Source organism: Gordonia sp. OPL2, assembly GCF_003797825.1.
Lineage (GTDB): Bacteria > Actinomycetota > Actinomycetes > Mycobacteriales > Mycobacteriaceae > Gordonia.
Genome location: NZ_RKME01000013.1, coordinates 16,774 through 43,372, shown reverse-complemented (window position 1 = coordinate 43,372; position 26,599 = coordinate 16,774). Strand labels below are relative to the sequence as shown.

28 protein-coding genes are annotated in these 26,599 nt (G+C 66.4%); 13 read left to right on the top strand and 15 right to left on the bottom strand.

The annotated features are described in order from the left end of the window. The first annotated feature begins 105 nt into the window (after nucleotides 1-105). A complete protein-coding gene (locus EEB19_RS14190; protein WP_187587286.1) occupies nucleotides 106-393 on the top strand; it encodes a helix-turn-helix domain-containing protein in 288 nt (95 codons plus the stop codon). Beyond that, nucleotides 386-1,297, top strand: coding sequence for a Clp protease N-terminal domain-containing protein (locus tag EEB19_RS14185; protein WP_187587284.1), 912 nt, complete (start codon nucleotides 386-388; stop codon nucleotides 1,295-1,297). Before EEB19_RS14190 ends, EEB19_RS14185 begins: the two co-directional genes overlap by 8 nt. 155 nt (nucleotides 1,298-1,452) lie before the next feature. On the opposite strand, the gene EEB19_RS14180 is transcribed toward EEB19_RS14185, so the two are convergent. Further along, nucleotides 1,453-1,863, bottom strand: a complete 411-nt coding sequence (locus tag EEB19_RS14180) for a hypothetical protein (protein WP_187587282.1) — start codon at nucleotides 1,861-1,863, stop codon at nucleotides 1,453-1,455. 451 nt (nucleotides 1,864-2,314) lie between these two features. Here EEB19_RS14180 and EEB19_RS14175 point away from each other — a divergent pair, with 451 nt between their 5' ends. The 5 genes from EEB19_RS14175 to EEB19_RS27130 all read left to right on the top strand — a co-directional run bounded on the left by EEB19_RS14175 (nucleotide 2,315) and on the right by EEB19_RS27130 (nucleotide 6,384). Beyond that, nucleotides 2,315-2,638 carry a hypothetical protein gene (locus EEB19_RS14175; RefSeq protein ID WP_187587447.1) on the top strand — a complete coding sequence of 108 codons (324 nt, stop codon included), beginning with the start codon at nucleotides 2,315-2,317 and terminating at the stop codon, nucleotides 2,636-2,638. 208 nt (nucleotides 2,639-2,846) lie between these two features. After that, complete coding sequence (locus tag EEB19_RS14170) at nucleotides 2,847-3,506, top strand: response regulator (protein WP_187587280.1); 660 nt, start codon at nucleotides 2,847-2,849, stop codon at nucleotides 3,504-3,506. After that, the gene (locus tag EEB19_RS14165; protein ID WP_262365664.1) at nucleotides 3,473-4,678 is read left to right on the top strand and encodes a sensor histidine kinase; all 1,206 of its coding nucleotides are present in this window, start codon (nucleotides 3,473-3,475) and stop codon (nucleotides 4,676-4,678) included. The genes EEB19_RS14170 and EEB19_RS14165 overlap by 34 nt, the downstream gene beginning before the upstream one ends. Then, complete coding sequence (locus EEB19_RS14160) at nucleotides 4,675-5,748, top strand: hypothetical protein (protein ID WP_187587278.1); 1,074 nt, start codon at nucleotides 4,675-4,677, stop codon at nucleotides 5,746-5,748. Before EEB19_RS14165 ends, EEB19_RS14160 begins: the two co-directional genes overlap by 4 nt. 159 nt (nucleotides 5,749-5,907) lie before the next feature. Next, complete coding sequence (locus tag EEB19_RS27130; protein WP_316245472.1) at nucleotides 5,908-6,384, top strand: LuxR C-terminal-related transcriptional regulator; 477 nt, start codon at nucleotides 5,908-5,910, stop codon at nucleotides 6,382-6,384. Between the two features lie 139 nt (nucleotides 6,385-6,523). Here the strand turns inward: EEB19_RS27130 and EEB19_RS14150 are convergent, their stop codons facing one another. From EEB19_RS14150 to EEB19_RS14135, 4 genes are all read right to left on the bottom strand, one after another. Then, nucleotides 6,524-7,228, bottom strand: coding sequence for a hypothetical protein (locus tag EEB19_RS14150; RefSeq protein WP_187587274.1), 705 nt, complete (start codon nucleotides 7,226-7,228; stop codon nucleotides 6,524-6,526). A gap of 206 nt (nucleotides 7,229-7,434) precedes the next feature. Continuing rightward, complete coding sequence (locus EEB19_RS14145; RefSeq protein WP_262365663.1) at nucleotides 7,435-8,022, bottom strand: YdcF family protein; 588 nt, start codon at nucleotides 8,020-8,022, stop codon at nucleotides 7,435-7,437. Nucleotides 8,023-8,086: 64 nt separating this feature from the next. Then, the gene (locus EEB19_RS14140) at nucleotides 8,087-8,953 is read right to left on the bottom strand and encodes a 1,4-dihydroxy-2-naphthoate polyprenyltransferase (protein WP_187587272.1); all 867 of its coding nucleotides are present in this window, start codon (nucleotides 8,951-8,953) and stop codon (nucleotides 8,087-8,089) included. A 21-nt stretch (nucleotides 8,954-8,974) separates the two neighbouring features. Further along, nucleotides 8,975-9,277, bottom strand: coding sequence for a hypothetical protein (locus tag EEB19_RS14135; RefSeq protein WP_187587270.1), 303 nt, complete (start codon nucleotides 9,275-9,277; stop codon nucleotides 8,975-8,977). Between the two features lie 219 nt (nucleotides 9,278-9,496). Here EEB19_RS14135 and EEB19_RS14130 point away from each other — a divergent pair, with 219 nt between their 5' ends. Continuing rightward, nucleotides 9,497-10,051: a hypothetical protein gene (locus EEB19_RS14130; RefSeq protein ID WP_187587268.1), complete on the top strand. Its 555-nt coding sequence runs from the start codon at nucleotides 9,497-9,499 to the stop codon at nucleotides 10,049-10,051. Between the two features lie 89 nt (nucleotides 10,052-10,140). Here EEB19_RS14130 and EEB19_RS14125 read toward each other — a convergent pair whose 3' ends face one another. The 4 genes from EEB19_RS14125 to EEB19_RS14110 form a co-directional block, all read right to left on the bottom strand. Further along, nucleotides 10,141-10,614: a hypothetical protein gene (locus tag EEB19_RS14125; protein WP_187587266.1), complete on the bottom strand. Its 474-nt coding sequence runs from the start codon at nucleotides 10,612-10,614 to the stop codon at nucleotides 10,141-10,143. Between the two features lie 40 nt (nucleotides 10,615-10,654). Continuing rightward, nucleotides 10,655-11,467, bottom strand: a complete 813-nt coding sequence (locus tag EEB19_RS14120) for a DUF6745 domain-containing protein (RefSeq protein ID WP_187587264.1) — start codon at nucleotides 11,465-11,467, stop codon at nucleotides 10,655-10,657. 493 nt (nucleotides 11,468-11,960) lie between these two features. Beyond that, on the bottom strand, nucleotides 11,961-12,374 hold the full coding sequence (locus EEB19_RS14115) for a hypothetical protein (RefSeq protein ID WP_187587262.1): 414 nt from the start codon (nucleotides 12,372-12,374) through the stop codon (nucleotides 11,961-11,963). Between the two features lies 1 nt (nucleotide 12,375). Then, nucleotides 12,376-12,990, bottom strand: a complete 615-nt coding sequence (locus EEB19_RS14110; RefSeq protein ID WP_187587260.1) for a cold-shock protein — start codon at nucleotides 12,988-12,990, stop codon at nucleotides 12,376-12,378. Nucleotides 12,991-13,282: 292 nt separating this feature from the next. Here EEB19_RS14110 and EEB19_RS14105 point away from each other — a divergent pair, with 292 nt between their 5' ends. After that, entirely contained in the window at nucleotides 13,283-14,551 is a 1,269-nt protein-coding gene (locus tag EEB19_RS14105; RefSeq protein WP_187587258.1) for a reverse transcriptase family protein, read from the top strand. A 15-nt stretch (nucleotides 14,552-14,566) separates the two neighbouring features. Here the strand turns inward: EEB19_RS14105 and EEB19_RS14100 are convergent, their stop codons facing one another. Continuing rightward, on the bottom strand, nucleotides 14,567-15,568 hold the full coding sequence (locus EEB19_RS14100; protein ID WP_187587256.1) for a glycoside hydrolase family 26 protein: 1,002 nt from the start codon (nucleotides 15,566-15,568) through the stop codon (nucleotides 14,567-14,569). A 301-nt stretch (nucleotides 15,569-15,869) separates the two neighbouring features. On the opposite strand from EEB19_RS14100, the gene EEB19_RS14095 reads away from it, so the two are divergent. Beyond that, nucleotides 15,870-16,946: a DUF1524 domain-containing protein gene (locus tag EEB19_RS14095; RefSeq protein ID WP_262365662.1), complete on the top strand. Its 1,077-nt coding sequence runs from the start codon at nucleotides 15,870-15,872 to the stop codon at nucleotides 16,944-16,946. Nucleotides 16,947-17,058: 112 nt separating this feature from the next. On the opposite strand, the gene EEB19_RS14090 is transcribed toward EEB19_RS14095, so the two are convergent. Continuing rightward, nucleotides 17,059-18,105, bottom strand: coding sequence for an FUSC family protein (locus EEB19_RS14090; protein WP_187587255.1), 1,047 nt, complete (start codon nucleotides 18,103-18,105; stop codon nucleotides 17,059-17,061). A 148-nt stretch (nucleotides 18,106-18,253) separates the two neighbouring features. Here EEB19_RS14090 and EEB19_RS14085 point away from each other — a divergent pair, with 148 nt between their 5' ends. Together EEB19_RS14085 and EEB19_RS14080 are read left to right on the top strand one after the other, a co-directional pair. Then, the gene (locus EEB19_RS14085; protein WP_187587253.1) at nucleotides 18,254-19,138 is read left to right on the top strand and encodes a LysR family transcriptional regulator; all 885 of its coding nucleotides are present in this window, start codon (nucleotides 18,254-18,256) and stop codon (nucleotides 19,136-19,138) included. Between the two features lie 467 nt (nucleotides 19,139-19,605). Then, a complete protein-coding gene (locus tag EEB19_RS14080) occupies nucleotides 19,606-21,129 on the top strand; it encodes a GMC family oxidoreductase (RefSeq protein WP_187587251.1) in 1,524 nt (507 codons plus the stop codon). A gap of 27 nt (nucleotides 21,130-21,156) precedes the next feature. Here EEB19_RS14080 and EEB19_RS14075 read toward each other — a convergent pair whose 3' ends face one another. Then, nucleotides 21,157-21,750: a hypothetical protein gene (locus EEB19_RS14075; RefSeq protein WP_187587249.1), complete on the bottom strand. Its 594-nt coding sequence runs from the start codon at nucleotides 21,748-21,750 to the stop codon at nucleotides 21,157-21,159. A gap of 418 nt (nucleotides 21,751-22,168) precedes the next feature. On the opposite strand from EEB19_RS14075, the gene EEB19_RS14070 reads away from it, so the two are divergent. Continuing rightward, nucleotides 22,169-23,809: an MFS transporter gene (locus EEB19_RS14070; protein WP_262365661.1), complete on the top strand. Its 1,641-nt coding sequence runs from the start codon at nucleotides 22,169-22,171 to the stop codon at nucleotides 23,807-23,809. On the opposite strand, the gene EEB19_RS14065 is transcribed toward EEB19_RS14070, so the two are convergent. The 3 genes from EEB19_RS14065 to EEB19_RS14055 form a co-directional block, all read right to left on the bottom strand. Further along, nucleotides 23,806-24,075: a hypothetical protein gene (locus EEB19_RS14065; protein ID WP_187587247.1), complete on the bottom strand. Its 270-nt coding sequence runs from the start codon at nucleotides 24,073-24,075 to the stop codon at nucleotides 23,806-23,808. The genes EEB19_RS14070 and EEB19_RS14065 overlap by 4 nt on opposite strands. A gap of 332 nt (nucleotides 24,076-24,407) precedes the next feature. After that, the gene (locus EEB19_RS14060) at nucleotides 24,408-25,469 is read right to left on the bottom strand and encodes a hypothetical protein (protein WP_187587245.1); all 1,062 of its coding nucleotides are present in this window, start codon (nucleotides 25,467-25,469) and stop codon (nucleotides 24,408-24,410) included. A 55-nt stretch (nucleotides 25,470-25,524) separates the two neighbouring features. Then, nucleotides 25,525-26,445: a glycoside hydrolase family 26 protein gene (locus tag EEB19_RS14055; RefSeq protein WP_187587243.1), complete on the bottom strand. Its 921-nt coding sequence runs from the start codon at nucleotides 26,443-26,445 to the stop codon at nucleotides 25,525-25,527. Nucleotides 26,446-26,599: the final 154 nt, after the last annotated feature.

The window sequence follows — 26,599 nt, the reverse complement described above, 5'->3', positions numbered from 1 at the left end:
CCATCAGGGGGTTCGACGACCACCTGTGGACAAGTCCGGAAGTATCCCCAGATCTCGTCGTCAATAATTCTTGACAACCTCTCGATGTCAACATAACCTGACACCATGCACGACGAACAGACGACCGATACGGCACATGACGACGCTTCGAGCGCCGACCTCGCGGGAAACGCCGCGAGCAGCGACCCCGCACGGGGGCTGGCCGCGGTCCGAGCGCTGCGCACACTGGCCGACCGACTCGAGGACGTCCAGGTCGCCAACGCCCGCGCCAACGGTTGGAGTTGGCAGGCGATCGCCGAGATTCTGCAGATCAGCCGCCAGGCCGTGCACCAGAAACATTCACACCGTGAGGCTCGTGCGAGCGGGCCAGAAGGAGACAAGAAAGATGTTTGAGCGAATCAACCGCGACGACAAGATGCTGCTGGCATTCGCCACGCAGGAGGCCGGCGACCTCGGTCACCGGCAGCTCGGTAACGACCACCTCATCCTGGGCATGCTGTGCAACGCCCGGAGTCCGCTGTTCAGCCTCCTCGGCGAACAGGGATTGACCCTGGCCTCGGCCCGGGACGTGGTCGAGAAGTTCCATGCCGAGCGAGACGACGATGGAGACGATTCTGCGGCAACCGACGACGAGTCGGCGCAGCAACGTTACGAAGAGGATCGAGATGCTCTGCGCAGCATCGGAATCGATCTCGACAAGGTCCGTGACGCCGTTCGGGGGCGCTTCGGCGAAGACCTGTCCGACGGCTGGGCCGAACGGCCGGAGCGTGGTCCCGGACGGCGTGGTCGGGGCGAAGGCCGCGGCCACGGTCGCGGGCGTGGACATCGACACGGGCACGGCCCGCACCGAGGCCGCGGATCTCGGCCGGAAGGCTGGGGTCCAGGGTTCGGCCCGGGTTGGGGTCCCGAGGGTCCCGGCCCCGAGGGCTTCGGTCCCGAAGGTCCCGCCCCCCAGGGCTTCGGTCCCGGCGGATTCGGCCCCGGCCCAGGCGGTTTCGGTCCTCGCGGACCCTTCGGCTGGGACGACGGCCCGTGGGAACCGGGTCGTGGTCGCCGCGGGCCTCGCGGGCGCGGATCCCGCCCGCGCTTCGGCGCCGCCACCCGTGACGCGTTCGGCCGGGCGATCGAGATCGCGCGTGAGCGCGGCGATCGCCGACTGCGCGCCGAGTATCTGTTGCTCGGGATCATCGACGCCGACGACGACGCCTCGCGTGCCCTGATCGAGTCGGCCACCACGGCCGACGACCTCAGGGCCGCCGTGTGGGCAAGCCTGCCCGACGTCGAGGCCGGTGTGTGATCGACGCGTGATCACACCCTGACGACGGTGGTCGATCGTCGACGTCGTCGGACCGGGATCCGGCGAAACGATCCACACCATCACACGACCGCGGGCGTCGGCTTCTGGCCGGCGCCCGCCGTCGTGTCGTCACCTGCATCCGCGGATCGCGCGGGTCAGGAGAGGAGGAATGTGCCGTTGACCTGGCAGTTGACATATCCGTTGCCCGGAACGTACTTCTCGTACGCGCCGCTCAGCGTGCCCAGTCCGACGCCGCGGGTCTCGACCTCGATCCCACCGGGGACGGTCTTCGCGGCGAAATCGCCGTCGAGGCTTCCGGTGCCGAACGATGCGACCTTCACGCTGTTCGCATACTTCGACGTAGTGCCCGCATCCGGGATGAACACCCCACCCGGTACCCCTACCGGCGCCGAGGCCGTCCCGTCACCTGCGCACGAGTTCGTCGCCGGCCCCAGCGCGGTCGCGGCACCCGCCGTTCCGCCACCGGTCCCGATGAGCGTGGCGGCGACCGGGATGGTGAGTACGGCGATGGTGCTCGCGGTCAGTGCCTTCTGTTTGCGATCCATGTCGGTCCTTTCGTCGATGTGGCCCCCGTGTCGTGGGCACATCGACAACGATCGACCAGACCGCGGCTCCTGACACGCGTAGCGTCGTACGCGATTGCGAGTTGTCAACCACGTGAAAGGGATTCGATCCGCTACTCGTCCCTGTCCTGGGGACAAGTGGTTCGGGGTCCCCACCACGCAGGACATCGGTGACGAATTCCTGTCCCCAGATCGGGTACGTGCCACAGAGTTTCGGTTATCGACCAGGCAATCCGTGAACGATGTCAAAAACCGTCCAGTGCAACGGAACTCGTCATCATCCCATCGCCATTGACGTCCGCCGACGACGGGCATCCGTCGCTCGACGCGCGCCGGCCGGGCGTCGATCACAGTGCAGGTAGCGCACCTCGGCTCCGTCCACGTACCCGGCTTGTCCGGATGCCCACACTCGAACTAGTGTTCGAGTGTGGGCATGCAGTGGATCGGCGGCGACAGCGGCCAGCCACGCCGACCGGTGTACTTTCCGGTCGGGCACAAGGCGGTGCTCATCGACCTCAACGCGCTCTATCCCCAGACCCCACATCACAGCGGCGAGTACTTCCCTGATGGTCTGCAGATCCGGTCGGTCCACCTCGGCGTGCTCACCGCGTGGGCGCGGTCGGAGTGGGGTGAGTGGTACGGCCGCGTCAGCTACACCATCACCGCGAAGGACCGCCAGGAGAAGGTCACGCACTGGGTGCCCGGGTGGGCGCTGCGACCGGCGGACACCCGCCCTGGGCAGCGGCCGCCGCGATGACTGTGTGGCGTCGTCGACCGTTCAGCGGATGCCCCCACAGGTCGCTCGCCCACACGTTCACGCAGTCGGACGATACCGCTGACCTGCAGATACATCGCATACTGGCGGCATGGCCGCGATGACATCTGCGCGTCGACTCGGCTTCGGCCGGTGGGATCGACGCAGGTTTGCGTCTCACCGCGATCCGTCATCGGCGATGATTGATGCCATGACCGAGGTGCCCGGCCGCGTGTGGCGCATAGGGGTGGTGGATGACCACGAACAGATCGTCCGAGGGTTGCGAGCCACGCTCGCGGAGCAGACGGACATGGAGTTGGTCGCGGGAGCCGAGACCGTCAAGGCCCTGCTCGCCACCGCGACCGATCTCGACCTGGTGCTGCTCGACCTGCGACTCGGCGACGGCACGTCACCGATCACCAACATCGAGACCCTCCAACAGGCAGGCATCCCGACCCTCGTCTACACCTCCGGCGACGAGATGTACATGGTCCGGCAGGCGGCCAGCGCGGGTGTGATGGGTGTCGTGCGCAAGAACGCCCGCGAAGAGGAGTTGCTCGGCGCCATGCGTCAGGCGCTCTCCGGTGACACCGTGCCGAGCATCGACTGGGCTGCCGCGATCGATTCCGACCCGGGTTTCGTCGACCTGTCGCCGCAGCTGCGGCGAGTGCTCGAGCTGTACGCGGCCGGGGAGTCGTCGGCGCGGGTCGCCAAGGAGCTCGACATCTCCGCGGAGACCGTCACCGACTACGTCAACCGCATCCGCGGCCGCTACAACACCGCCGGGAGGCCGGCACCGACCAAGACCGATCTCTACAAGCGGGCGATAGAGGACGGATGGCTGCCCATCCCACGGCGTTTTCGCCGTTGAACGGCGTTCACGACGAGCGCGACGAACAGGCGGGACGGCAGATCCTGCGGCTGATGTCGGTCTTCGTCGCCGTCGGCTACCTCGCCTACGCGGTGATGACCGCGCCGATGCTCGTCGACTCACTGGATGTCATGGACACGTGGTGGACGGTCTCGGCGGTCGTCCTGATCTTCGGCACCGGCGTCGCGCTCGGTCCGGTGAGTTGGGGCGCGAGTGTCCGGCGGATTCAGATCGCGGCGGCGACGGCCGCTGCGGGCTTCGTCGTCGCGCTCGCGCTGTGGCGGTTCGGCTGGAACGGACAGCAGATCGATGCCGTCAGCGGCATCTGGTTCTCCCAGTTCCCGGGTCTCGCCGCGATCGCCGCGGCATTGGCCTTCCGTGCGGTGTTCGCCTTCGCCTACCTCGGAATCGTCAGTGCCATCACCATTCTGATCAGCCACGAGATCCGGACGCCGGAGTTCAACGGACCACTCGTCGCCGACATCGCCTGGTCGATCGCCTTCTCGCTGATCTTCGTCTCCGCAGCCGTGATGGCCATCCGGACCGCCGCCATCCTCGACACGACGCGAGCGCAGGCGTACACCGCCACAGCGGCCGCCGCGGCCGCCAACGCGCGTTCCGCGGAACGCAGCCGGTTCGACGCCCTCACCCATGACAACGTGATGTCGACGCTGTTGCTGGCCTCCCGACAGGGGGCGTCGAAAGAGTTGGCGCAGAATGCGCGAACGGCTCTGGCCGCCGTCGATCAGGCCGCAGCAGGGGACGTACGACACTCGGTCGGCGCTTTCGACGCGATCGGGCAGATCCGGGCCGCGGTCGGGCTCATCGATCCGGCGCAGCATGTCACCGTCGTCGACGGGGAGCCGGAGGTGCTCTATCCCAGCGGTGCGGTGTCGGCGATCTCGACGGCCACGGCCGAGGCGCTCCGCAACAGTCTGCGCCACGCCGGGCCGGACGCCGTGGTGGAGGTGACGATCACCGCGACCGCGACGTCGTTGCGGGCCGACATCGCCGACAACGGGGTCGGATTCGATCCGTCACAGGTATCGGCGACGCGTCTCGGGATCGCGGTGAGCATCCGCGGCCGGATGGCCAAGGTGTGCGGCGGGACCGCGGTGATCGACTCGTCGCCGGGCAGCGGCACGTTGGTGTCGGTGGAGTGGTCGGCATGACGCGCGCCAAGGTCGGGGGAGTGCCGCGCGAGGACGTTCGCGATCTCCTCGGGATGCGTCAACCGGGCGCATGGCTCGTTCTCGCCACATTCCTCGCGTCGACGTGGATCATGATCGCCTACGTCGTCGACGACGTGACCCATGTCTGGCCGATGATCGTCGCTGGCCTCATCCTGTCGGCGTCGGCGGTGTCGATCGTCCTGGTACCCGGAGATCCACTACCGACGGGCACGACGGTGGTGCTGACGTTCTCCGGCCCGCTCGCCTGCATCTGCGCGCTGGCGGTCACCCCGGGCGCGGCGGCGGCCTCGGTCAGCGCCACCTGGATTCACGGCGGTGCGATCGCGGTGTACTGCTTCATGTGTGTGCGCGGTCGACAGATCGCGCCGTGGGCGGGGCTCGTCGGTGAGGCGATCGTGTTCGGGGTGTGGGGGTACCTCGTCGGTCACTCCGTCGTCGAGAGCGCGGCGATCGTCGCGATCGACGCCGCGCCGCTGACGATGGCGACACTCTTCTCGTTCACCCTGCGGCCCACGGCGCGGGCGGTGTTCGCCTTGCGGGCGAGGACGACAAGCCAGGTGGCCCAGTTGTCGGCAGAAGCCGCGGCCGCAGAAGAACGCGCACATCAGGTCCGGTTCCTCGACACTCTGGCCCGCCCGATGCTGGAGCGCATCGCGACCGGGCAGGAGTTGTCGGAGGACGAACGCACCGAGTGCGCGTTGCTGGAGGCGCATCTGCGTGACCGGTTGCGCGCGCCGCTGATGTCGACGCTCGATCTCGACGGGCCTGCCTACCGGGCGCGGACCCAGGGCGTCGAGGTGGTGTTCATCGACGACTCCGGCGCCACCCAGAGCGGGAACGGCGGCGTCCCCGCGATCGAGCCGCGCGTGGCGTCGGCGGTCAGCGGGCTGGCCTCCGACGTGCTCGACGAGGCGGACGAAGGCCAGATCTACGTGCGTGTGTCGCCGCCGGACCGGCCGATCGCGGCATCTGTGCTGCATCGACGCACGGACGGGTCGAGTGTACGTTCGGAGATCGACCGCTTCGGCGTGATCCGTTCCTACACATAGGTATTTCGCGCCGCTAACGGTGCCCCCAGAATGCGGGGCACCCGCGTTGGGACCCCGAAAAGTCGCGTCTGTCCGTTGTCGGTACCCCTCCGTATGGTTCCGGTAGGTCGTGGTGAGCTGGTCGGGTCTCACTCACGGCGCAGACGCGAGGAGAACGACATGTTGAGTGACCGCGAGGTCGAGGTGCTGACGCAGTGGCTGATCTGCGACTCCAAGAAGGAAGCAGCGGCGGCGCTGTTCATCAGTGATGCCACGGTGAACACGCATCTGGCGCGTATCCGCGCCAAATACGACGACGCCGGCCGGCCCGCGGCCACCAAGATCGCGCTCCTGATCCGCGCCATCGAAGACGGGTACATCACCCTCAACCAGATCGCGCAGAGCGTCGGCGGAAACCTCGCCGCCACCCCCGTCGCGGACGTTCCCGTCGCGCCGCCCGCACCGTCGGCGATGCCGATGGCCGTGGGTTCCGAGCGCGTCGCGCCGGTCGCCCCGGTCGGCCACCCGGGCCAGGTGGCCCAGGTCGCCCCGGTTGCGCAGACCGGGCAGCCGGCGTGCCGGTCGGTCGATTCCGTGCGCCGCGACCGCACCGTCCGCTACCTCACCCCGCGCTCCCAGCCCTCACGTCGCGCCTGACCTGATCTGCTCGGGCGGGTAGGGCGGACTCTCCCCTGCGCGCCGACATGAGCGTCACCGCTGGTGTGCCGATGTCCGGATTATCCCGTCATCGACCCGCCAGCGGTGACCCTTATGTCAGGCCTTCCTCGAGCCGGCCTCAGCCGAACGGGATCTCGACGATCTGTTTCGGGATCTCCCCGTTCAGGGTGTCCTCGACGACGCCCTTCGCGGCCGCCGTGAGGCACGCCGCGCCGAAGCCGGAGAACCCGGTCAGGACAGCTCCGCCGACGGCACCCGGCACCGCGCCGAAGCCGCCCGCGAAGAACCCTGCGACTCCCGCGGTGATCGCGCCCACCACGGCCGCGGTCAGCGCGGGCATCAACCCTGACGACACGCACCGCTGAGCGGCGTTGCCGACCTGATTCGCCGTGAACGCCGCGATGTTCGCGCCGACTCGGATGGCGTTGTCGGACAAAAACGACACCGACTTTCCGGCATTGGTGATGGTCGCCGACAACGGCTGGACCACCCCGTCGACGACGACCTTCGGGACGAACTCCGCCGCGACGTCACCCGCGGCGTCCACCAGCTGCACCGCGCCCGTGGTCTGGTCGAGCACGAAGGTGCCGGCGTTCACGGAGACGACCGCACCCTTCGCCTTGATCGCCGTTGCGGTGACCTTGCCGAATGCCGCGATGGGGCCCGACGGTGCGGCGTGCGCCGGCTGCGACAACGGACTCGAGTGGGTGAGTCCGACGACCGCGGCGATCGCGACCAGCGCGACCGACACCTGGGTGATGAATGAGCGAGAGATCCGATCCCGCAATGACACTGGCGCGCCCCGACGCACTGCGATGGTCACCGGCGATTCCTTTCGTCCGAGCTCCCGGTCGGGAGACGGTCAGAGTCTAGGGTCGCTCACCCCACTCGCCGATGTCCTCACCGTGAACGTTCGACGACACCGCAGGTCAACGACGGATTGCAGATTCCGGACCGGAGCCGGCAACTCGCGTCGTCTCGATCCTTGAGGAGCGAGTTAGCGAGCGTCACGAAGGGCCGCGCCCATCCTCACTTGTCGCACCCGATCACCGCGGCCTTGACCAGTCCGCCGTATTGATACGCGTACTGATAGACCCACTGCCGCAGCGGACGTGAGTAGTCGCGGGGAACGCTGCGCATCACGACCGCACCGTCGAAGCATTGTCCGAAGATGTAACGAGCCCGCACCATGTGGTAGCGCCAACTGATCACGATGACTGATTGCCACCCACGTTGTTCGGCCAGACGTTGCACGAACATTGCCTCGCCCTGCGTCGTCGACGGGGCGGGCACGAAGCAGATCACTTCGACGGCTCGCGTACCCGCATTGCAGACGCGATCCATCTGTTTCTTGTCCCACGGGTTGTACGGGCGGTACGGGTCCGAGATCAGGACGGTGTCCGCGTAGCCTTCGTCGGCCAGACGCAGCCCGTAGTCCTCGCGACCATCGTGTTCACCACCGAGCACGACGATCGCGTCGGCCGGGCGCAGCGCATCCTGGTGTTCGCGGTTGAAGAGTTGATAGCCGACCGCGCCGATGACGACGACGAGCGCCACGGCGACCAGGAGGACGATCACGGCGACCGAGCGGAATCGAGATCTCCGCCGCACCATCATGAATCAAATTGTGCATGCCACCCGCCGACGACGCGTTCCGGAGTACTCCAGATCACAGCCGGCGTCAGATGAACAGACCCACCGCGGTCAGCACCGCCCACGCCAGCATCGCCTGACCGGTTGCACCGAGCGACGGGATGAGGCCCGGTCCGAGCGCACCGCCACGAACGGGCTTCAGCGCAACCCACACCAGGGGAGCGGCGAGCAGGCCCAGCAGCGCCCACGGGGTCACCGGCGCCAGCGCGATGCTCACGATCAGCGGGACGACGAGAAGCGCGGCGAAGAAGATCCGAGTTCGTTTGTCGCCGAGACGAACCGCGAGGGTGATCTTGCCCGATTCGGTGTCGCTCGGGATGTCGCGCAGGTTGTTGACGACCAGCACCGCCGACGAGATGCTGCCGACGGCGACCGCGCACAACAGTCCCGTCCCGTCGACCGAACCGCCGACGACGAACTGCGTACCGAGCACGGCGACCAGCCCGAAGAAGACGAATACGGCGATCTCGCCGAGGCCGATGTAGCCGTACGGTTTGTTGCCGCCGGTGTAGAACCAGGCGCCCGCGATGCAGATGGCGCCTACGGCGACCAACCACCACGCCGTCGTGATCGCGAGGACCAGTCCGCACACCGCACCGACCGCGAAGCACGCGAACGCTGCACGTTTGACCGCGGACGGCGAGGCCGCGCCGGAGCCGACGAGACGCATCGGACCCACGCGGTCGTCGTCGGTGCCGCGGACACCGTCGGAGTAGTCGTTGGCGAAGTTGACGCCGATGATGAAGGCCACCGCCACCACCAGGGCGAGCGCGGCCTTCCACCAGACGACGTCGCCCAGTTCCCGCACGGCGCCGACGCCGACGATCACCGGCGCGATCGCGTTGGGCAGCGTGCGCGGACGCGCGCCTTGGATCCACTCCTTCGGGGTTGCCACGTGTCGATCTTTCCACGTCGCTCAGTCACGGCGACGACGGCGCCGCGACCACCGGCGCCCGCCGGCGGTCTCGGTCCGCCACAGCGCGAACACCGCGATGGCGACACCGGCGACCGACAGCAGATCCGACTCGGTGATCCCGTGCCGCTCACTCAACACGACCAGCGTCCGGCCCTCGAGCGGGCCGTTCCACACGATCCACATCCCGGACACCGCGATCAGCACGGCCGCGGACCACCGCCCCGGTCGCGCCAGACACCACGCACCACATGTGAAGAGCAACGCCATGAGCACCAGCGCATGGAAGGGGTCGACGGATCGCATCCGTCCAGTATCGCCGCCGATACCTGAGGGGGCTCACTCCGAAGGTCCCACTGCGCTGTGCCCCGGCGTGGCTCCGGCTGCCGAGCGGGCGTGATCCACCCCACTGATCCGAAACAATCTTCAGGTAGTCGAACCGGTCGGCGGCTGGTAACTTTCGAGACGTCTGACTCAGACGGCTCGATACATCGTTCGTACGCACAATCTTTCGGGGAGATTGACATGAAGAACGCTCGTACACGCATGGCCGGGATCGCCCTCGCCGGGGCCATCGGCATCACCGGGTTCGCGACAGCACCGGCTTTCGCGCAACCCGCTGCACCGCAACCCGGGGCATCGGCACAGGTGACCATTCCACAGGGCGCCGTCGATTGGGCACAGGTGTCGACCAGGGCGTCGGCAGCCGGTGACGCGCAAGGAGCCGCGTCCGCCGCATGGATTCTCGGTGACCATCCGCAGACGCCCACCGCGACGGATCTGGCGCACCTGAAGTCGGCGGTCCTCGCGGCCGTCCGCTACACACCGGCCGCCGACGAGGAGTCCACCGGCTCGGCCGGCTCGTCGAGCGGGTCCTCCAGTGGGTCTGCCACCGGGTCGTCGGACCTCATCGGCGACGCCGTCGACGATTTCTTCGACAACTTCAACTGGGAGACCGTGACGGTTCCGCTGTTGTCGGCTTTCCTTCAGGCACAGGGTATCCCGGCGGTCGTCGCGACGCCGCTGGCCCAGCTGATCTGGAATGCGATCGAGGCGACGTTCCCGTCCGAGGCCGCCTGACCCGCCATCTCGACACAGGGCAACAGTCTGCGCATGACGCGGACTGTTGCCCTGTCTCGGTGCGGCCGTCGTCGCTGATTCGCCGTCTGTCAGTCCGCGATGTAGTGAGTGGTCAAGGGCGTGTATGGCGCATGTGTCAGGCGAGTGCCGCGGCCCTCCCGTTGGCGCCTGATCACATAACGTCCGGGCGCGACGCCGGTGGCTCCGTGTTCGGGATGTATCAGGTAGGCGGTCGTCGAGGTGTCGAGGATGCCGATCGCGAGGGCGGTATCGTCGTTCACCCGTGTCGACCACGTGCACATCCCTTCGTCGGCGACGAGGCTGTGCGGATTACCGCCGGCGGCGCTGCGCAGTAGTTCTACACCCGACGCGCCGACGGCGACGGTCGTGGTCCAGGACGTCGTGCGGAGCTGGTGAGCGACCAGGGCGAACGGGACGACGAGTAGATCGCCCTGTGCTTGTAGGCCGGTGATCACTGGGATCGAGACGGACTGATCGAGGTGGTCGAGGACATCGATGCCGGAGAGTTGGGTGAGGTCGGACAGGGTTGCGATTGTGTTCATGGGATCACCGTGGGTTGTTGGGGCGGGAGGGGAGTGAGCGTCATGTGCGTCGAACCATCCGGGAGTAATCGGAACCTCGTAGCCCGTAGGTCCACGCGGCGGCGTCTGTCGCGGTCGGTATCCAGTCGGGTATCTGCAGCCCGTACCGTCGTCGATGTCCGTCCCGTTCGCAAGATCCGTTGGTGGCGAGAAGGATTTGGGCGTTGCTTCCCCATTCTGACGAGAGTTGGTAGAGCTGGAGCACACACCCGTCGTTTCCCGGGTCGTCGGATTGGTCGATCAGTGTCAGCCCCGCTTGCCCGATGTAGGTGTCCCAACCGATCCGCTCGATGGCGGTACGACGTACCTCGATGCTGCGTTCGCGCGCAATCCGTTCCGGGGTGGGATCGTGGATCACCCAGTCCGGGACAATCGTGCCGTGCACCGCGTATACCTTTTGGCCGTCGCGGAACTCGATCGCGGGCCGATCTGGATGGTGCAACCGACGCTCGTCGTGAAACCCGCCCGGCGCGGGTTCGGTGTACACCGCGGACGGACGCTCGGACATCACGCACACGTCGTCGAAAGGCCACCACCATCCCGTGGATCGCACCAGGGCTGCTTGGATCTCGAAGATCTCTGTGTCTGCCGGTGCCTGCCATGCGCGGCCGCATCGCCGAAGAGCGTCCCAGAGGGCAACTCGGTGCGCCTCATGCTGCCCGTACCAGGTGACGACGCCGGGCATGCCGGTGGTCATCTTGCGTATCACGGGGGCTATCCCGTCGAACAGACTCTGCCGCAATGAATCATGGACAGCCGAACGGATGACGATGTCGAGATCAATCCGCGATGCGAGTGCGTCATCGGGCGACATCAACCGAGTGGCTCGAGCCTGATCGGCGGCCGCGTACCGAGTGACGGAGTTGCTGTGGGCGGGCGTGGTCAGGCTTCGACGTGCGTCAGCGATCCGCCCAGCGATCTGTGACGACACCCCGGCGTGATTCCTGCTTCGGCTGCTCAGAAGGTTTGACTCGACGATGAACGTTGTCCCGGCGGGTGGCGATCCAACCCAGATGAACTCTGGCTCTCGGTAACCGGACAGTCGATACAGCTGTGCCACAGCAGTTTCCGCAGATGATCGGTCTGATCTTCGGGTGCAGAGTCCGTGGTCGAGCCATTCGGCTCTGATGGCAGACAGGCCGCCTGGCTGATGATGAGGGGCGACTCGATCATGAGTCGGATGATGGAACGGCAGGACGCTCACGCGATGGTGGCGGTGTCCGCCTTTCCGGTAGTCATAGTGTTCAAGGGTGACACTTCATGCCGTCGAGCGCAAGTGTGTTGTCCGCCTTTGGTCTTGTGGGTGCTCAGCTGTGGCGATGCTGGACTGTCGCGATGATCAGGGCGATGACGGCGAGTGGCATGGCGAGGACCAGCGACCGTAGCACCGGAGAGTGCGTGACGATTCCGACGACGGTGAGCGCCGCATACGCAACAACGACCGACCACGACACCCAGTTGCGCAGCATGATCGAGGCGAGCGCCGCCGGGCTTGCACACAGCGCGGCCATTCCGACGACAGGCCAGATGCCGAACACCTCGTGGACCGGCGACCAGCACTGCTCCCAGGTCGTGATGCCGTGACTGGGCATCACGACCTCGCAGTCGGTGACCTGGGCTGCGCTGTCGACGCCGACCCAAACGCTCAGCCCGATGCCTGCGGCGGCTACCAGGAACCAGAAGATCCTCAGGTCGATCCGTGAAGCGGCGGCGGTGCTCACGTCACCGGCCAGAGACGTTGAGGGCGCGGAAGTCGTACCCGTCCTGATCCGCGCCCTCGTACTCGAATTCGACAGCCTGGCCCGGCGTCAGGGTGCGGAAGCCCTCTCCGACGACCTCGCTGAAATGCGTCCACGCGCCACCCGGCGTGGCGTCGGAGTCGAGCACACCCCAGCCGTCTTCGCCGCGCCAGAACCGCACTGTCCCAACTGCGGTCGGTAGTGGGGGCCGATCCGGAGCAGGGACATCGAACTCGTCCAGGGTGGCCTCACGCATCGTCGTGAGGCCGTCCGAATCCGGATCGCCGACGCTGTGCCACAGTGCAGTCGAGAAGGCGCCACGCGGTCGCGGAGGCGCATCCTCACCGGCCGGCCACACGACATTCGCGATGTGACTGCACCCCTGGACGGGAGGATCGGCGGTCGACCACTCGAACTCGACGTCGGTCCCCGGGCGTAACCCCATCGGCCGCACGCTGGGATGGTCGGCGGCGGCGACGACTGCTTCCACGCGAACCGACCAATGATCGACGTACGCGCCACCCGGCGTCGCATCGGAATCGATGACGCCCCATCCGTCGTCCTGATGCCACACCTGCACCGTCCCTCGGCTTGCCATGAGCCTCAGAGTATGGGGCCAGGGGGTCCCTGCGACACCGAATATGTACGGCCGATCGACGCGGTATGTCGGATCGAAATGGCAGCATGGCAGTGATGAACGACGGGAGAGGTGAGAGTGGATCGTTTCGATCCGTCTCAGGGGTAACCCCTGGGTGCAGTTCACAGTTGGTTCCTGCGTCCGACGCCGGCGCGCACGCTGCACGTGCCACCCGGCGCCGCGACACCACCGTTCTGGTCGCCACGCCCGTCGTTCATCACCTTCCCGCCGTGCTCCGACGTTGTCGCCGACGATGACGCCCTCGTTGTCGGCCGACGAGATTGCAGAAGTCGCGGCCGCGTTCTCCCGAACCTATGCCGCCTGGACCTGGCCGGAGGTGCTGGAGGCGGTGCATGCGGTCCTGCCGTCGAGTATTGCCGACGACGTCTCGGTCCGGCTGTTCGAACTGTCACCGCAGGAGCCGCGACATCCCGCAGCCGCACTGACCGACGCGCTCACTCCGTGGACTGCACCCGCACCGACGGTTCGTCCGCAGATCAGTCTGCAGGAGCCGACGTCGACCGGAACGGTGATCGACGGCCTTCCCGATCTCTACGACGTCGAACAGCTGGCGCACTGGCTCGATTTCACAGTGCCGGAACTCGAATGGTTCGCCGATCGCGGCGGTTGGCTTCGGCAGGCTCGACCACCGTTGCGGCACTATCGGATCTGGCGCCGCGCCAAGCGCGAGGGTGTGCGGGTGATCGAAGCACCCAAACCGCGGATGCGGGAGACCCAGCGACGCCTGCTCCGCCGGCTGGTCGAACAGATACCGGCACACCCTGCCGCGCGCGGATTCGTGCGCGGGTCGTCGGCCGCAGCGTTTGCATGGCCGCACACGGATCGCCCGGTTGTTCTGCGCGTCGATCTGCGGCACTGCTTCGAGTCGATCAGCGTGCGGCGGGTGCGTGGGGTGTTCCGGGAGGCGGGCTACCCGCAACACATCGCGCGCGTCCTCGCTGAACTGTGCACCACGGCAACACCTGTCGACGAGCTGCATGATATCGAGGCAGGCCATGCCGCACTCCTGCGTGAACGCCACCTTCCCCAAGGTGCCCCGACCTCACCGCACCTGGCGAATCTGGTGATGCGCTCGCTCGACAGACGCCTCACCGGATACGCGCAGCACAACGGACTGCGCTACACCCGCTACGGCGACGACCTCGCCCTCTCGGGAGACGAGATGAACGCCGACCGCGCATTGTGGACGACCCTGCGAGTGGTCCGGGCCGAAGGGTTCACCGTTCATCCGGGCAAGGTGCGGATCATGCACCGCCACCAGCAGCAGCGCCTCGCGGGTCTGGTCGTCAACGACCGGCCACGGGTCGCCCGCGCGGACGTCGACAACCTCCGGGCTCTGCTGCACAACGCGATTCACTACGGCGCATCCTCGCAGAACGTCGACGACCATCCCGACTTCCGCGCACATGTCCACGGGCTCATCGCCTGGATCGGGGCGACAGGGGAGGCCCGTCGTCGACGACTCCTGGAGATGGCCGACCAGGTGGACTGGGACCGGTGACACCCGCGGTGGGCATTACTTCGGCGAACTCATCGCCATCAAGGAGGAACGGAAGGCGTCGATGCTCGCCGACGTCGAGTTGAAGCGCCAATCTCGTTGCGTGTCGGCCTGATACCAGAGGAACGCCTCGAGGCGGGGCTCACCGTCGATGAGTGTGAAGAAGTCGCGAATCCAGTTGGCCTTCACGCCGAGTTGAGGCGCGGTCGCGCAGGCCACCTCCGTGATCAGCATCGGGTGTTCGCCGTCGAGTTCACGTAACACGGCCAGACTCGTGCCGAAGAGATCCGCGGCCGACGTCCACCGGTGGCCGTCGGCGTCACCCCAGTTGTAGCCGTCGAGCGCGACGTAGTCGACCTCGTTGGCATCGGGATAGGCCTCGGAGAACGGTTTCGTCTCGGCGGTCAGCACGGTAGGCGCCCAGACGAATCGGATGTTCCCGCCGCTCTCGGTGCTGACGACCGTCCGCATCCGCGACCAGGCCCCGCGGTAGTCGCGGGCTGTGTTGCCATTGACTCCGAGTGACCAGGGGTAGGCCGCGGTGTTCATCTTCGGGGCGAACCGGAACAGCACCGGTTTGCCCCACGCCGTGAGATCCGCACCCCAACGGCGCAATTCGCGGTCGAAGTCGCCGGCGGCAATGCGTTGTAACGCGTAGTCGGGTTGATTCGGGCCCCGGTCGGCTATCCACGGCTCGACGGTCAGCAGGGGAGTCGACCCGGCGGCGACGATGGCGTCGAACTCGGGGATCGGGGCGGGGTCGCCGATTGCGGCATACCGGTGGAGGTATCGCGGATGGACGTCCGCCAGCGCTGCGAGTTGCTTGATCGGGGAGGCGGCCGTCCCCTCGGGTGGCAGCACTGTGGGGATGTAGGCGCCCCAGGTTCGGGGCTGCACGGCACCGCTCGTGGCGTCGGAAGAACACGCCGCCAGGGTGAGACCTGCAGCGCCGAGAGCGGTGATGCGGAGGAGGTCGCGGCGGGTCAGATGACGTGGTGGGTGTGCTGGCCTCACTTTCATGGGATCTATTGTTGCGTCTTCCTGTGCATTTTTCGAATCGACATTTCCGAATTGTGACCAAGTCTGCCTGCACCATTATGGGCCGCTTCTCGAGTATCGATTCGGAGCGCGTAAAACACACGCGCACAACATGTTAAGTAAGAGCTATCGTGCTGTGTAGCGCTACACGTATTTCTCAACAATTGTTGTGTCACAACATTTGTTGGTGCATAGAAGTGGAAGATTGTTCCGGTCACGTAACATCAGGGCAACCTCGGGCGATAACCCGTGGGCGATGTGACGATGAAGCAAGGATGACGAAGTGAGTGCGCGGTCGAACAGGAAGATCTCTCGCGGTAGTTGGACGGCGGTGGGTGTGGGTGTCGCCATCATTGCCGGCCTTGTGGCGATCGGAGCGGTCTCCGGTGGAGAGCCTCAGTCCGTCCCCACCGGAACCGCCTCGACGACCACGCCGGCAACGCCCGTCGCCTCCACGTCGGCGACTGCGACGCTCGAGCCGACGATGCAGCAGGTGTCCCGAGGTCCAGACACACTGACGGCGACGGCCGCCGACAGCGCGCTGGCCAAACTCCAGACGCTCGCCGTGAAGGGCCGCGCGCCGAAGACCGGCTACTCGCGTGATCAGTTCGGCCAGACCTGGACCGACGACGTCACCGTCGCCGGAGGGCACAACGGCTGCGACACCCGCAACGACATCCTGCGCCGCGACCTCACATCGCTCACATTGAAGCCCGGCTCCCACGGCTGCGCGGTGCTGACCGGCACCCTGCAGGACCCGTACACCGATACCACCATCGCGTTTCGGCGTGGGGCCTCGACGTCGTCGGCGGTGCAGATCGACCATGTCGTCGCACTGTCGGATGCCTGGCAGAAAGGGGCGCAGCAGCTCAGCGCGATCGAGCGCCGCGACTTCGCCAACGATCCACGCAACCTGCAGGCCACCGACGGGGGCGCCAACCAGCAGAAGGGCGACGGCGACGCGGCCACCTGGTTGCCGTCGAACAAGTCGTATCGGTGCGTGTACGTGTCCCGCCAGATCGACGTCAAGGCGGTGTACCGACTCTGGGTGACGCAGGCCGAGAAGGACGCGATGGCCCGCATCCTCAGCGGGTGCGGAGCGACGCCGGTGGCGACGTCGGAACCGACGGAAACCGCCACGAGGACAGCCACTCCCGTGCCCACGACGCCCGCACCCACCGCTACCCGCCCGCCGACGACCCAGACGCCGATGTATGTCCCGCCGCAGGACAATGGCGCCGGTGCCCACTACAAGAACTGCTCGGCGGCGAGGGCTGCCGGCGCGGCGCCGCTGTATCAGGGTCAACCGGGCTATCGCAGCGCGCTCGACCGTGACGGTGACGGTGTGGCCTGCGAATGATCTCGTCCGAGTAAGGAGTCGTCGGGAGTCGTTGACCCAGATGACACATCAGCGCGAAGTCGAGGGGACTGTCGACACGGCGTCGCGCTGTGGTGGCACCTGGGTCAGGGGTTCAGGCCGATAGCCCGCCGACGGTGGCGGAGTTCGCTGACGGCGATCGCCGGCGACCGCGAATCGCCACCACCACGATGACACCCGTCACCACACCGATGAGCGTGTCCCAACCGCGGGTGGTGAGCAGCGCGGCCGGGTCCGAGGGTTCGGCGAGTTCGGTCATCAACATGATCAGCGGGGTGAAGAAGCCGATGGCCACTGCGTAGTGCCGCGTCATGAACAACTCGGTGGGGAAGAGCAGTGCCATCATCAACGCAGCCAGTGCGGACGGGCCCGGGCCCACCGCGAGCAGCGCTGCGGTGACGACCAGACCCGCACCCGTGCCGACGACGCGGTGAATCGCGCGGACCAGCACCAGCCGCACCTCACCTTCGGACGGTCGGCCGACGTCCATCGCGCCGAGTGGCACGGCCGCGGCCGCCATCGCCCAGTTCGCGTGATCGAACCCGAACGCCATACCCAGCGCACCGGCGGTGCCGACTGCAACCGCATAGCGGATCGCATGCACGCGCGCCCGAGGTGGCAGCCGACGGACCTCGTCGGAGGGGCCCTCACGCGGCACACCGATGCGTCCGATCGCGACGGCCAGTGCGGCGGTCGCCGCACAGATGCCGATCGCAATGGCAGGTTCGACGAGCGACGGCGGCACCGTGGCCGTGGCCCCGAGTGCGAAGAGGAAGAAGAACGGCCCCACGGGTCGGAGCCGGAGGCGATCGGCCAGCAAGGAGCCGAGAGCCGCGAACGCCGATCCGACCCCGACGAGGACCCAGCCGGGAACGGCCCACGCCGACAGCAGCACGCCGACGGCGACACCGGCGGTCAGCAGGCATGCGGCCTCGAGTTGTTGTCGGAGCCGGGTCGCGCCGGTGTCGGTGCGACCGTACATGCCCGCGAACGAGCCGAATGCCGCGTAGACCATCAGCTCCGGTCGACCGGCGATGAGCAAGACCGTGCCCGGAATCGCCAGGCCTGCCGCCACGCGCAGGGCATGGCGGTGGTCATGTCCGTCGGGTCGTAGACCCGGCCGTACCGCTTGTGACCTCACGGTCGATCTCCGTCCGTCGGTGGGCGTCGCGCAGTCCGCGGCGTACCGACGCTGCTCGACCACGGTCCCCGACGCTGGGTTGTCGCGTCCAAGACAATGCGCCGCTCGACCGATAGGAGTCGCCTATCGCGGGTGGTAGAACAGGTGGATGCAGTTCCGTCAGCTCGAGTACTTCGTGGCGCTGGCTCGTGAGCAGCACTTCGCACGCGCCGCCGCCGCGTGTTACGTGTCGCAGCCGGCGCTCTCGGAGGCGATCCGCAAGCTCGAGCGCGAGCTCGGGGTGCCGCTCGTTCGGCGCGGCTCGAGTTTCGAGGGCCTGACGCCGGAAGGTGAACGGCTCGTGCTGGGCGCACGACGGATCCTGGCCGAACGTGACTCCCTCGAGCACGAGGTCGCGACCTTGCACACCGGCCTCACCGGTGAACTGCGGCTCGGAGTGATCCCGGCGGCCACCACGGTTGTCGCGGGCGTCGTCGGCCCCTTCTGCGATGCGCACCCACTCGTCCGGTTGCGGATCGAATCAGCACTGCGTTCCGACGACATCGTCGAACGGCTGCGCCGGTTCGAACTCGACGCCGGAATCCTGTACACCCATGGCGTCGACACGAGCGGACTGGTGTGGCGCCCGTTGTACGACGAGGATCACGTCCTCGTCGTCGGCGACGGTCTCGTCCCCGGCAGAGTGGAGACGATGAGCTGGTCCGAGATCACCGATCTTCCGATGTGCCTGCTACACAAGGGCATGCGTGGGCGTGATCGGATCGATGAGGCGGCGGCATCCCACGGTGTGACGATCACACCGCGACTCGAGGCCGACGCGATCTCGACGCTGCTCGCGTTCGTCGCGAGGGGAGGCTGGGCAAGCATCGTCCCGCGCGCATGGGTACGACGACGAGGCGATCAGTTGCCGTACCGAATCGTCGATCTCGACGACCCTGCCCTCAGTGGGCATGTGGCGTTCGTCCGCGTCGACGTCGATCCGGCGCCGGTTCTCGTGAAGACCCTGGAGCAGGCGATCTCCGGGTCTCGGTGATCGTGTGATCGCGGGATGTGCGAACGCGACCGGGGCGTGTAACCGATGCTGACCGAGCAATCTGTTCTCAACAGAGGTTGGAATACGTTGCGCCACCGATGTTTTCCCACCGGTCGCATAGCGCCGTACTGAAAGGTTTGTTACTGTGGCGATACGTCCGTCGGGGCGGTGTCGGTGAAATGTTCGGGGCGCTTACGCGCGAACTCCCCCCTTTCGCGTGGGCGATCACTGGCAACGTGGACGTGGAGGCGCCGCGTGCACTGGCTTGAACTTCCAAGCGCGCGGCGTCTCAACATGTGCTGAAAACCGTTCGAATGATCGACAATCGGATGCTGCGAGGAGGGTAAACTCAGCGGCAGTCGGGCCGGTCCACGGACGTGTCACGCACGCATGGTGCGCACTGTTGGCGGGCCGAGGACACCGCGCCGGTCAAACAGCTGGGGACTTCGGATGAGGCGGATCATCGAATGACCTCTGACGTTGCCGACTACGTGGTAGTTGGCGCAGGTTCCGCCGGTTCGATAGTGGCGTCGCAATTGTCCTCGGCCGGAGCGAGCGTGGTCCTCATCGAAGCCGGGGGCACCGAGCGTAGGCCCGACGTCCTACCGCCGGTGGGGATCAAGAGCCTGCATGCGACTGCCAACTGGAAGTACCAGTGTGCGCCGGATGGTTCCGCCGCCACGACCGGCGATACGTTCTCGAGTGGCCGTATCGTCGGCGGCAGTGGCTCCATAAACGCGATGGTGTACGTCCGAGGCAGGCGTTCTGACTTCGATGGATGGCGAGACGCCGGATGCGATGGATGGTCGTTCGATGACGTCCTGCCGCACTTCAAAGCGATCGAGTCCTGGACGGGCGGCGCCGACGACTACCGCGGCGCCGACGGTCCCATTGCTGTGTCGTGGTGCGGTTATCACCACGAGTTGGACGACGCCTTCATCGAAGCTGCTGTCGAGGCCGGGCACGCGCACAACCTGGATCAGAACGGGCAATCGCAACTGGGCGTCGCACGAACCCAGGTCAATCAGCGACGCGGATTGCGGAGTTCGTCGGCCCGTGGATACCTCCGCGCTCTACCGCGTCGCCAGCGACCGCGGCTGTTCACGAGAACCCGAGTTGAGCGAGTCCTTTTCGAGGGGCGCCGGGCGGTCGGCGTCCAGTGCGGTGATCGTGTATTTCGTGCTCGGGAAACGGTTGTGCTCTGTGCAGGGGCCATCGGAACGCCGGCTCTGCTGATGCGGTCCGGGGTGGGACCCGGTGGAGAAGTCGTGGACGTCCCGGGAGTCGGCGAGAATCTGCAAGATCATCTGGTGGCAGCGCAGACGTGGACATCGAGGGTGGCCACCGTGAATACCCTCGGGCCATTGGACATTCTGCGAGCAATCGAACGATTCGTCATGCATGGGACCGGACCCCTGGCCGTTGCTCCGTTCCAGTCTCAACTCTTCACCGACGAGTTCCAGATCGCCGTGTGTCCGATGCACTACTCCATCGACAGGGCCACCGGTCGCACGACGACACCGCGGGCCGACGGATTCACGATCTTCACTGTTCTCCTCCGTCCCGAGGCCCGTGGAAGGGTGCGACTGTACAACGGCTCTCCGCGAGTCGAATTCGTGAGACTGGGTCTGGACACGGATCGACATCGGCTCGTCGAAGGCGCCCGACTCGCCTGCGACCTGACGGCGCTTCCCGCCATGGCGGAATTGGTCATCGACTCCATGGCAGACGGTGCGGTGCCGAGCGAAGACGGCGAGGCATCATCAGCATGGCTGAGGCGTCACGAGTTGAGCATCGCTCACGCTGCCGGTACGTGCCGGATGGGTACGGACGATGACGCGGTTGTCGATTCCGCACTATGCGTTCGGGACACAGAGAATCTCAGAGTCGTCGACGCGTCGGTTATGCCCACTGTGCCGTCAGGAAACCCCAATGCTGCGACGATGATGATCGGACATCGGGGCGGTCAGATCATGCTGAGCGAGGCGTGACCTCCGAGATCATGTCGTCCGGAGCGATCACGGCAACGGCAGACAGAAGTTCGCGATGCAGATCGTCTTCGGGCCGCCGGGCGTCGTGGGTGCAGGTGCCGGGGTCGACGGTTCGGTGCCGGTGTCACCCGGGACGTTCACGCGCAGCGGCGCCGTTGCGGTCGCCGGCTTGTTGCCGAGCGGAGGGTTGGTGCCCCAGTACTCTTCGGCGGCCGGGTCGCCCGGAGGTAGGGAGATGGTCCCGCAGCCCCAGTAGACGTCGTAGCTGCCGTCAGGGATCGTGGTCGGGCCGGTGGGGCGAGGTGGCGTGCCCTCGGACAGCCGCATCTCGAGAGTCTTCGTACTCCCGGGCACGATCAGGGCACTGAGCTCTTCGGGAGTCTGGTAGCCGAACGTCACCTGGTCGGCGGACGGCTTCGCGTCGGCGGGGACGCCGAAGATCTCGCAGCCGATCCGCTTGGCGGCGGTGTTCTTCACGGTCAGGGTGATCACGCTGCCCGACACCGACGACGTCGCGGTCACGTCCGCCGGTGCCGCCGACGCGGTCGGTGCCATGGAGGCGGCGATGGCGGCTGCGCCGATCGCCGCGATGATCGATAGGGTGCGGATTCTGGTGGTCATCGTCCGAGCTCCTTGTGAATATCGAGAGCGCTTTTCGCGTGACGCGGAACAACACCAGAGGCGCTCTATTTGTCGCAACATTTGTTGGATTTCTCCGAGGAATCGTCAGGACATCGAATTGCAACGCCTGCAGTAGAATTCACCCGACTGTGGTCAACGACTCGGCCGCGGCATTCTGGACAGCCGATTGTTGACACGGTCATTCTTGCATCATCTGTCCGATTTCGCAGAATTGATGTCGACTCTGTGGTCACCGCCTGCTGTGGCGGCTTGTCGACCCGATCGGCTCGGCGAGGCCACCGGCTGACCGAGATCGGGGGTCGTACACTCCGAGGACCGGGCGGGGGACTGGCGCTCACGGGTGATGACTCGCCCCGTCGGGACCCGGCCCACCCATGATCGAGAAGGAGTTTCGTCTGTGACCACCCCAGTCTCGGAGACAGTCCCGGCCGAACGCTCCTCCTGGATGCCGATGATCGGCCTGTTCCTCGCCCAGGTGATGATGTCGTTCAACGTCGCTGCACTGCCGGTGTCGTTGGGTGGAATGGTCGATGACTTCGACGTCGCACCGACGGTCGCCAGTACCACCATCGTGGTCTACGGCTTGGTGGTCGCCGCGCTGGTGATGTTGGGTGCCAAACTCGGCCAACGCGTCGGATGGCTGTTGATCTTCCGGTTGGTCGTCGGCGTGTTCGCCTGCTCGGCGATCCTCATGATCGTCTCGCCCGCGGTCGGATGGGCGATCGCGGGGCAGGCGCTCGCCGGTGCTGCCGCTGCCATCATCGTGCCGTCGCTGGTCGCGTTGATCGCGGCGAACTATCACGGCGACCAGCAGGCGACGGCGATCGGCTCGCTCGGCTCGGCGCGGGCGGTGTCGGGGGCGAGCGCCTTCTTCATCGGCGGCGCGCTGGGCACCCTGGTCGGGTGGCGTCCGGTGTTCGGCATCGTGTTGGCGCTGGCGGTCCTGATCTTGGCCTTCAGCTTCTCGCTCAAACCCGTGCCCGGCGACCCCGACATCACCATCGACGGCGTCGCCGCCGTTCTGATCGGCGTCGGGATCATGTCGCTCACCCTGGGCTTCAACAATCTCAACAACTGGGGCGTCTTCTACGCGGACGACGGCGCGCCGTTCGACATTCTCGGTGTGTCCCCGGCACCGGCGTTGATCGTCATCGGCGTGGTGTTGGTGCAGGCGTTCTTCATGTGGACGCGACGGCGGATGGCAGCCGGCAAGGTCCCGCTCGTGGACCTGTCGGTCCTGCGGAGCTCACGCGAACGGTCCGCGGTGTATGCGATGTTCATCGTGGTCGCGATGGAAGCGGCCCTGAACTTCACTGTGCCGCTGTATATCCAGATCGTGCAGGGACGGACACCGTTCGACACCGCGCTGGCGATGATGCCGTTCAACCTGACCGTGTTCATCACCGCGACGTTGGTGGTCCGCGTCTATCGACGCTTCACCCCACGCACGATCGGGGTGTTCTCGTTCGTGCTCACCACCGGCGCCCTGGTCTGGCTGGCGTACGTGGTGTCGAACAACTGGGAGACGCTGCCGACGATCGTCGGGCTGATCGTCTTCGGTATCGGACAGGGCGCGCTCGTCACCCTCGTCTTCAACGTGCTGGTGACGTCCGCGCCGAAGAAGCTCGCCGGTGATGTCGGGTCCGTGCGCGGCACCACGCAGAACCTGGCGTCGGCGGTCGGTACGGCAGTCATGGGCGCGCTGCTCGTCACGCTGCTGAGCATCGGTGTCGGACAAGCGGTTGTCGACAACCCACGACTCCCGGATTCCCTGGTGTCACAGGTGAACCTCGACAACGTCAACTTCGTCAGCAACGACGAACTCCGGAAGGTTCTCGACAGCACGGATGCGACACCCAGCCAGGTCGACGAGGCGGTCCGGATCAACGAGGACGTCCGTCTACGCACGCTCAAATACGGGCTGCTGCTGCTGGCGGCGTTGAGTGCCATCGCCATCGTGCCTGCCACACGGCTGCCCGATTACCGGCCCGGAGAGATCCCGGAGGACACGTACGGGGACGGTCCGGACCGAACCTAGTCGACCGGAACACAGGCGACCGTGATGCAGACGGTCTTCGGGGCGTCGGGAATCGGGAAGATCGGGACCACCGGTACAGGCACCAGCGGGACCGGAAGCAGGGGTACGGGCAGGAGCGGGACCGGGATGTCGGGCACTTTGATGGTGGCGGCCGGGGTGGGCGCCACTGCGACAGCAGGAGCGGCCGAAGCGATCGGTGCTGCGAACAGTGCCGCAGCCGCACTGAGTGCGAAGCCGATGGAGATGGCGCGGATTCGGGTGGTCATGACTTCATTCCTCCGGGAGATGTTCGAGATGAACGTCCGACCGTCGATTCGTTTGCCACGCAAAGGAATCAACAGATCCGATGAAACATTTCGTTCTCGACACTAAATTGTTTGAGCTCCCCGACCCGAAACCGATCTGACCTGACTTTCTGATGATGGATTCTTTGTCGAGTTTCTCACATCGAGGTGTTGATATCGACAGAAATCTGCGGGCGCACACGCTTCACGCGCCTCCACCACAGGGAATGCGGAGGTCCTCGGCATGAGCGACCGGTCCCACTCCGACGGCGTTCATCTGTTCGGTCGACCGCGTGGTGGCTTCACTGGATTGCTCACACGCGATAGAAGTCGAATCCTTCTCGTGCGAGCGAGAAGCCGTAGCCCTCGGGGTTCTCGCAGACGACGCCCGCCTGTCGCGAGTAGCAGATGATCGTCAGGTCCGGTCGTGGCTGGAAGCTGACGGCCTGGCCGTAATCGAGGACCGTTCCGGCGTCACGACGCTGACCTTGGAGGAGGGTGCCGCAGGCCGGCTTGTCGTAGTCCAGCCATCCGAACAATTTGGCTCGAGAGGTCTCGTACGGCTGATACCCGGGGATGCCACACGTCTGAGCCTCGGAGATGACGACCGGCTGACGTGTTTCGCACACCAGATTCGCGGTCCCGACGAAACAGTTGATCCCGCGGGATGGCGACGCGAACGAATACGGTGCGCCAGAACTCGCGCTGAGGAAATCGCTTGCGGGTCGCAGCGTGTACGACGAGCCGTCGCCGCGGGGACCGGCCACCGCCTCGGAGGTTCGCCCAGATGCCGCGGCGACGTCAATCGACGCCCGGCGGTCTCCGTAGGAGTCCGTGAGGGATGGGCTGCTGGTCACGTTCACTCCGTCGTGACGGATCGTCACCGTCGTCTCTTCGGGCGCATAGGTCCCGTTGTGGCGTGCGTCGTAGACGGCGACGATCTCATTCGCGTTCGCCGAGGTCACGGTGATCTTGTGCATGAGCAGCGCCGGGATCGCGGGTGTGGGTCGACCATCCACGAAAACGACCAGTGACTCGAATGCGGATGCGCCGGTCCCGGCCGGGGCCTCACGGGTGCCGTTGTCGCCGGACACCACCGCATACGACAGACCCTTGCCGCACGGGTTGTAGTTCATCGCGACAGGGCTCCTGTCCACATGCGCAAACGAGTCGCTGTTGACCTCCGCGAACACTCCACCCGAGAGGATGGCCGGCGGGGTCGCGCACTCCGATGCTGCCGACGACGAGGCAGGTGCGGTGACCTTGACAGTGACTGTCGATGGCGACCCGACGGGTGTCCCGGTCTCGTTGCAGCCGGCAATCAGAAGTCCGACGACGGCGAGAAAGCCGATCGCCGCTGCCCGTACGCGTGTCATGACTCCGGTCGCCTTTCGATGAGATGATCGGTGCGGTGATTCACTCAAGCATGAGTCACCGACCGACCACACCGTCCCGGAACGCCGCCAACGACACCTGCGTGGAATTGAATCTCCAGTCGCGTTCCTTGTCGGTCTGGAACCACAGGAATCCCTCGAGCCGGGGTTCGGCGTCGACGATGGTGAGGAAGTCGCGAATCCACCCGGCCTTGTCCTCCGGACTCGGGCCGTCGGCGCTCGCGACCTCGGTGATCAGGATGGGGTGTGTGCTGTCGAGGTCGCGCAGCGTTGCAAGGCTGGCGGAGAAGAGGTCGGCCGGCGACTGCCAGTGGTGGCCGGGTGCGGCGCCCCAGTTGTATCCGTCCAACGCCACCCGATCCACCTGGTCGGCGCCGGGGTACGCGTCGACGAACGCGGTGGTGCCCTCGGTGACGACATTGGGTGCCCAGACGAACTCGACGTTGGCGGCGCCGGCCGACCGGATGCCCGCGCGCATGCGCTTCCAGGTGGCACGGTAGTCGGCGGCTGTGTTGCCGTTGACGCCGATCGACCACGGGTACCAGGTGCCGTTCATCTCCTGCGCGAAGCGGAGCAATACGGGTCGGCCCCACGCTCCGAGTTCAGCGCCCCAGCGGTGGAGGTCGGCGTCGAACGCGCCGGCCGCGATCCGGGCGAGGGAGTGTGACGGCTGGTCGATCCCGGCTCCCGCGATCCATGGTTCGAGAGTGAGCAGCGCGGTGGCACCGGCGTCGGCGATCGCGTCGAACTCGGCGATGGGTGCGGAGTCGCCGATCGCCGCGAAGCGGTGCAGGTACTCAGGAGGTGTGCCCGCCAGCCCGGTCAGCTGCCGGATCAGTGAGCGGGTCGATCCGGCGGCCGGCAGGACAGACGGGATGAAGGCGCCCCAGGCACTCTCGACGGCAGGTGCGGCAGTGGTCTGATCCGATATCGACCCACAGGCCGCGGTCGTGCACATGGCGACCGTCCCGAGCGCGGCCCGACGAAGAAGCGCGCGACGCGTGAACGGGCGCGAGCCAGACGACGGTGATACCTGCACCGTTGCAACGTAGGGCACACGGATCGCGCGCGCCCGTCGGGGATGACACATCGACAACGCTTGCGCTCACCCC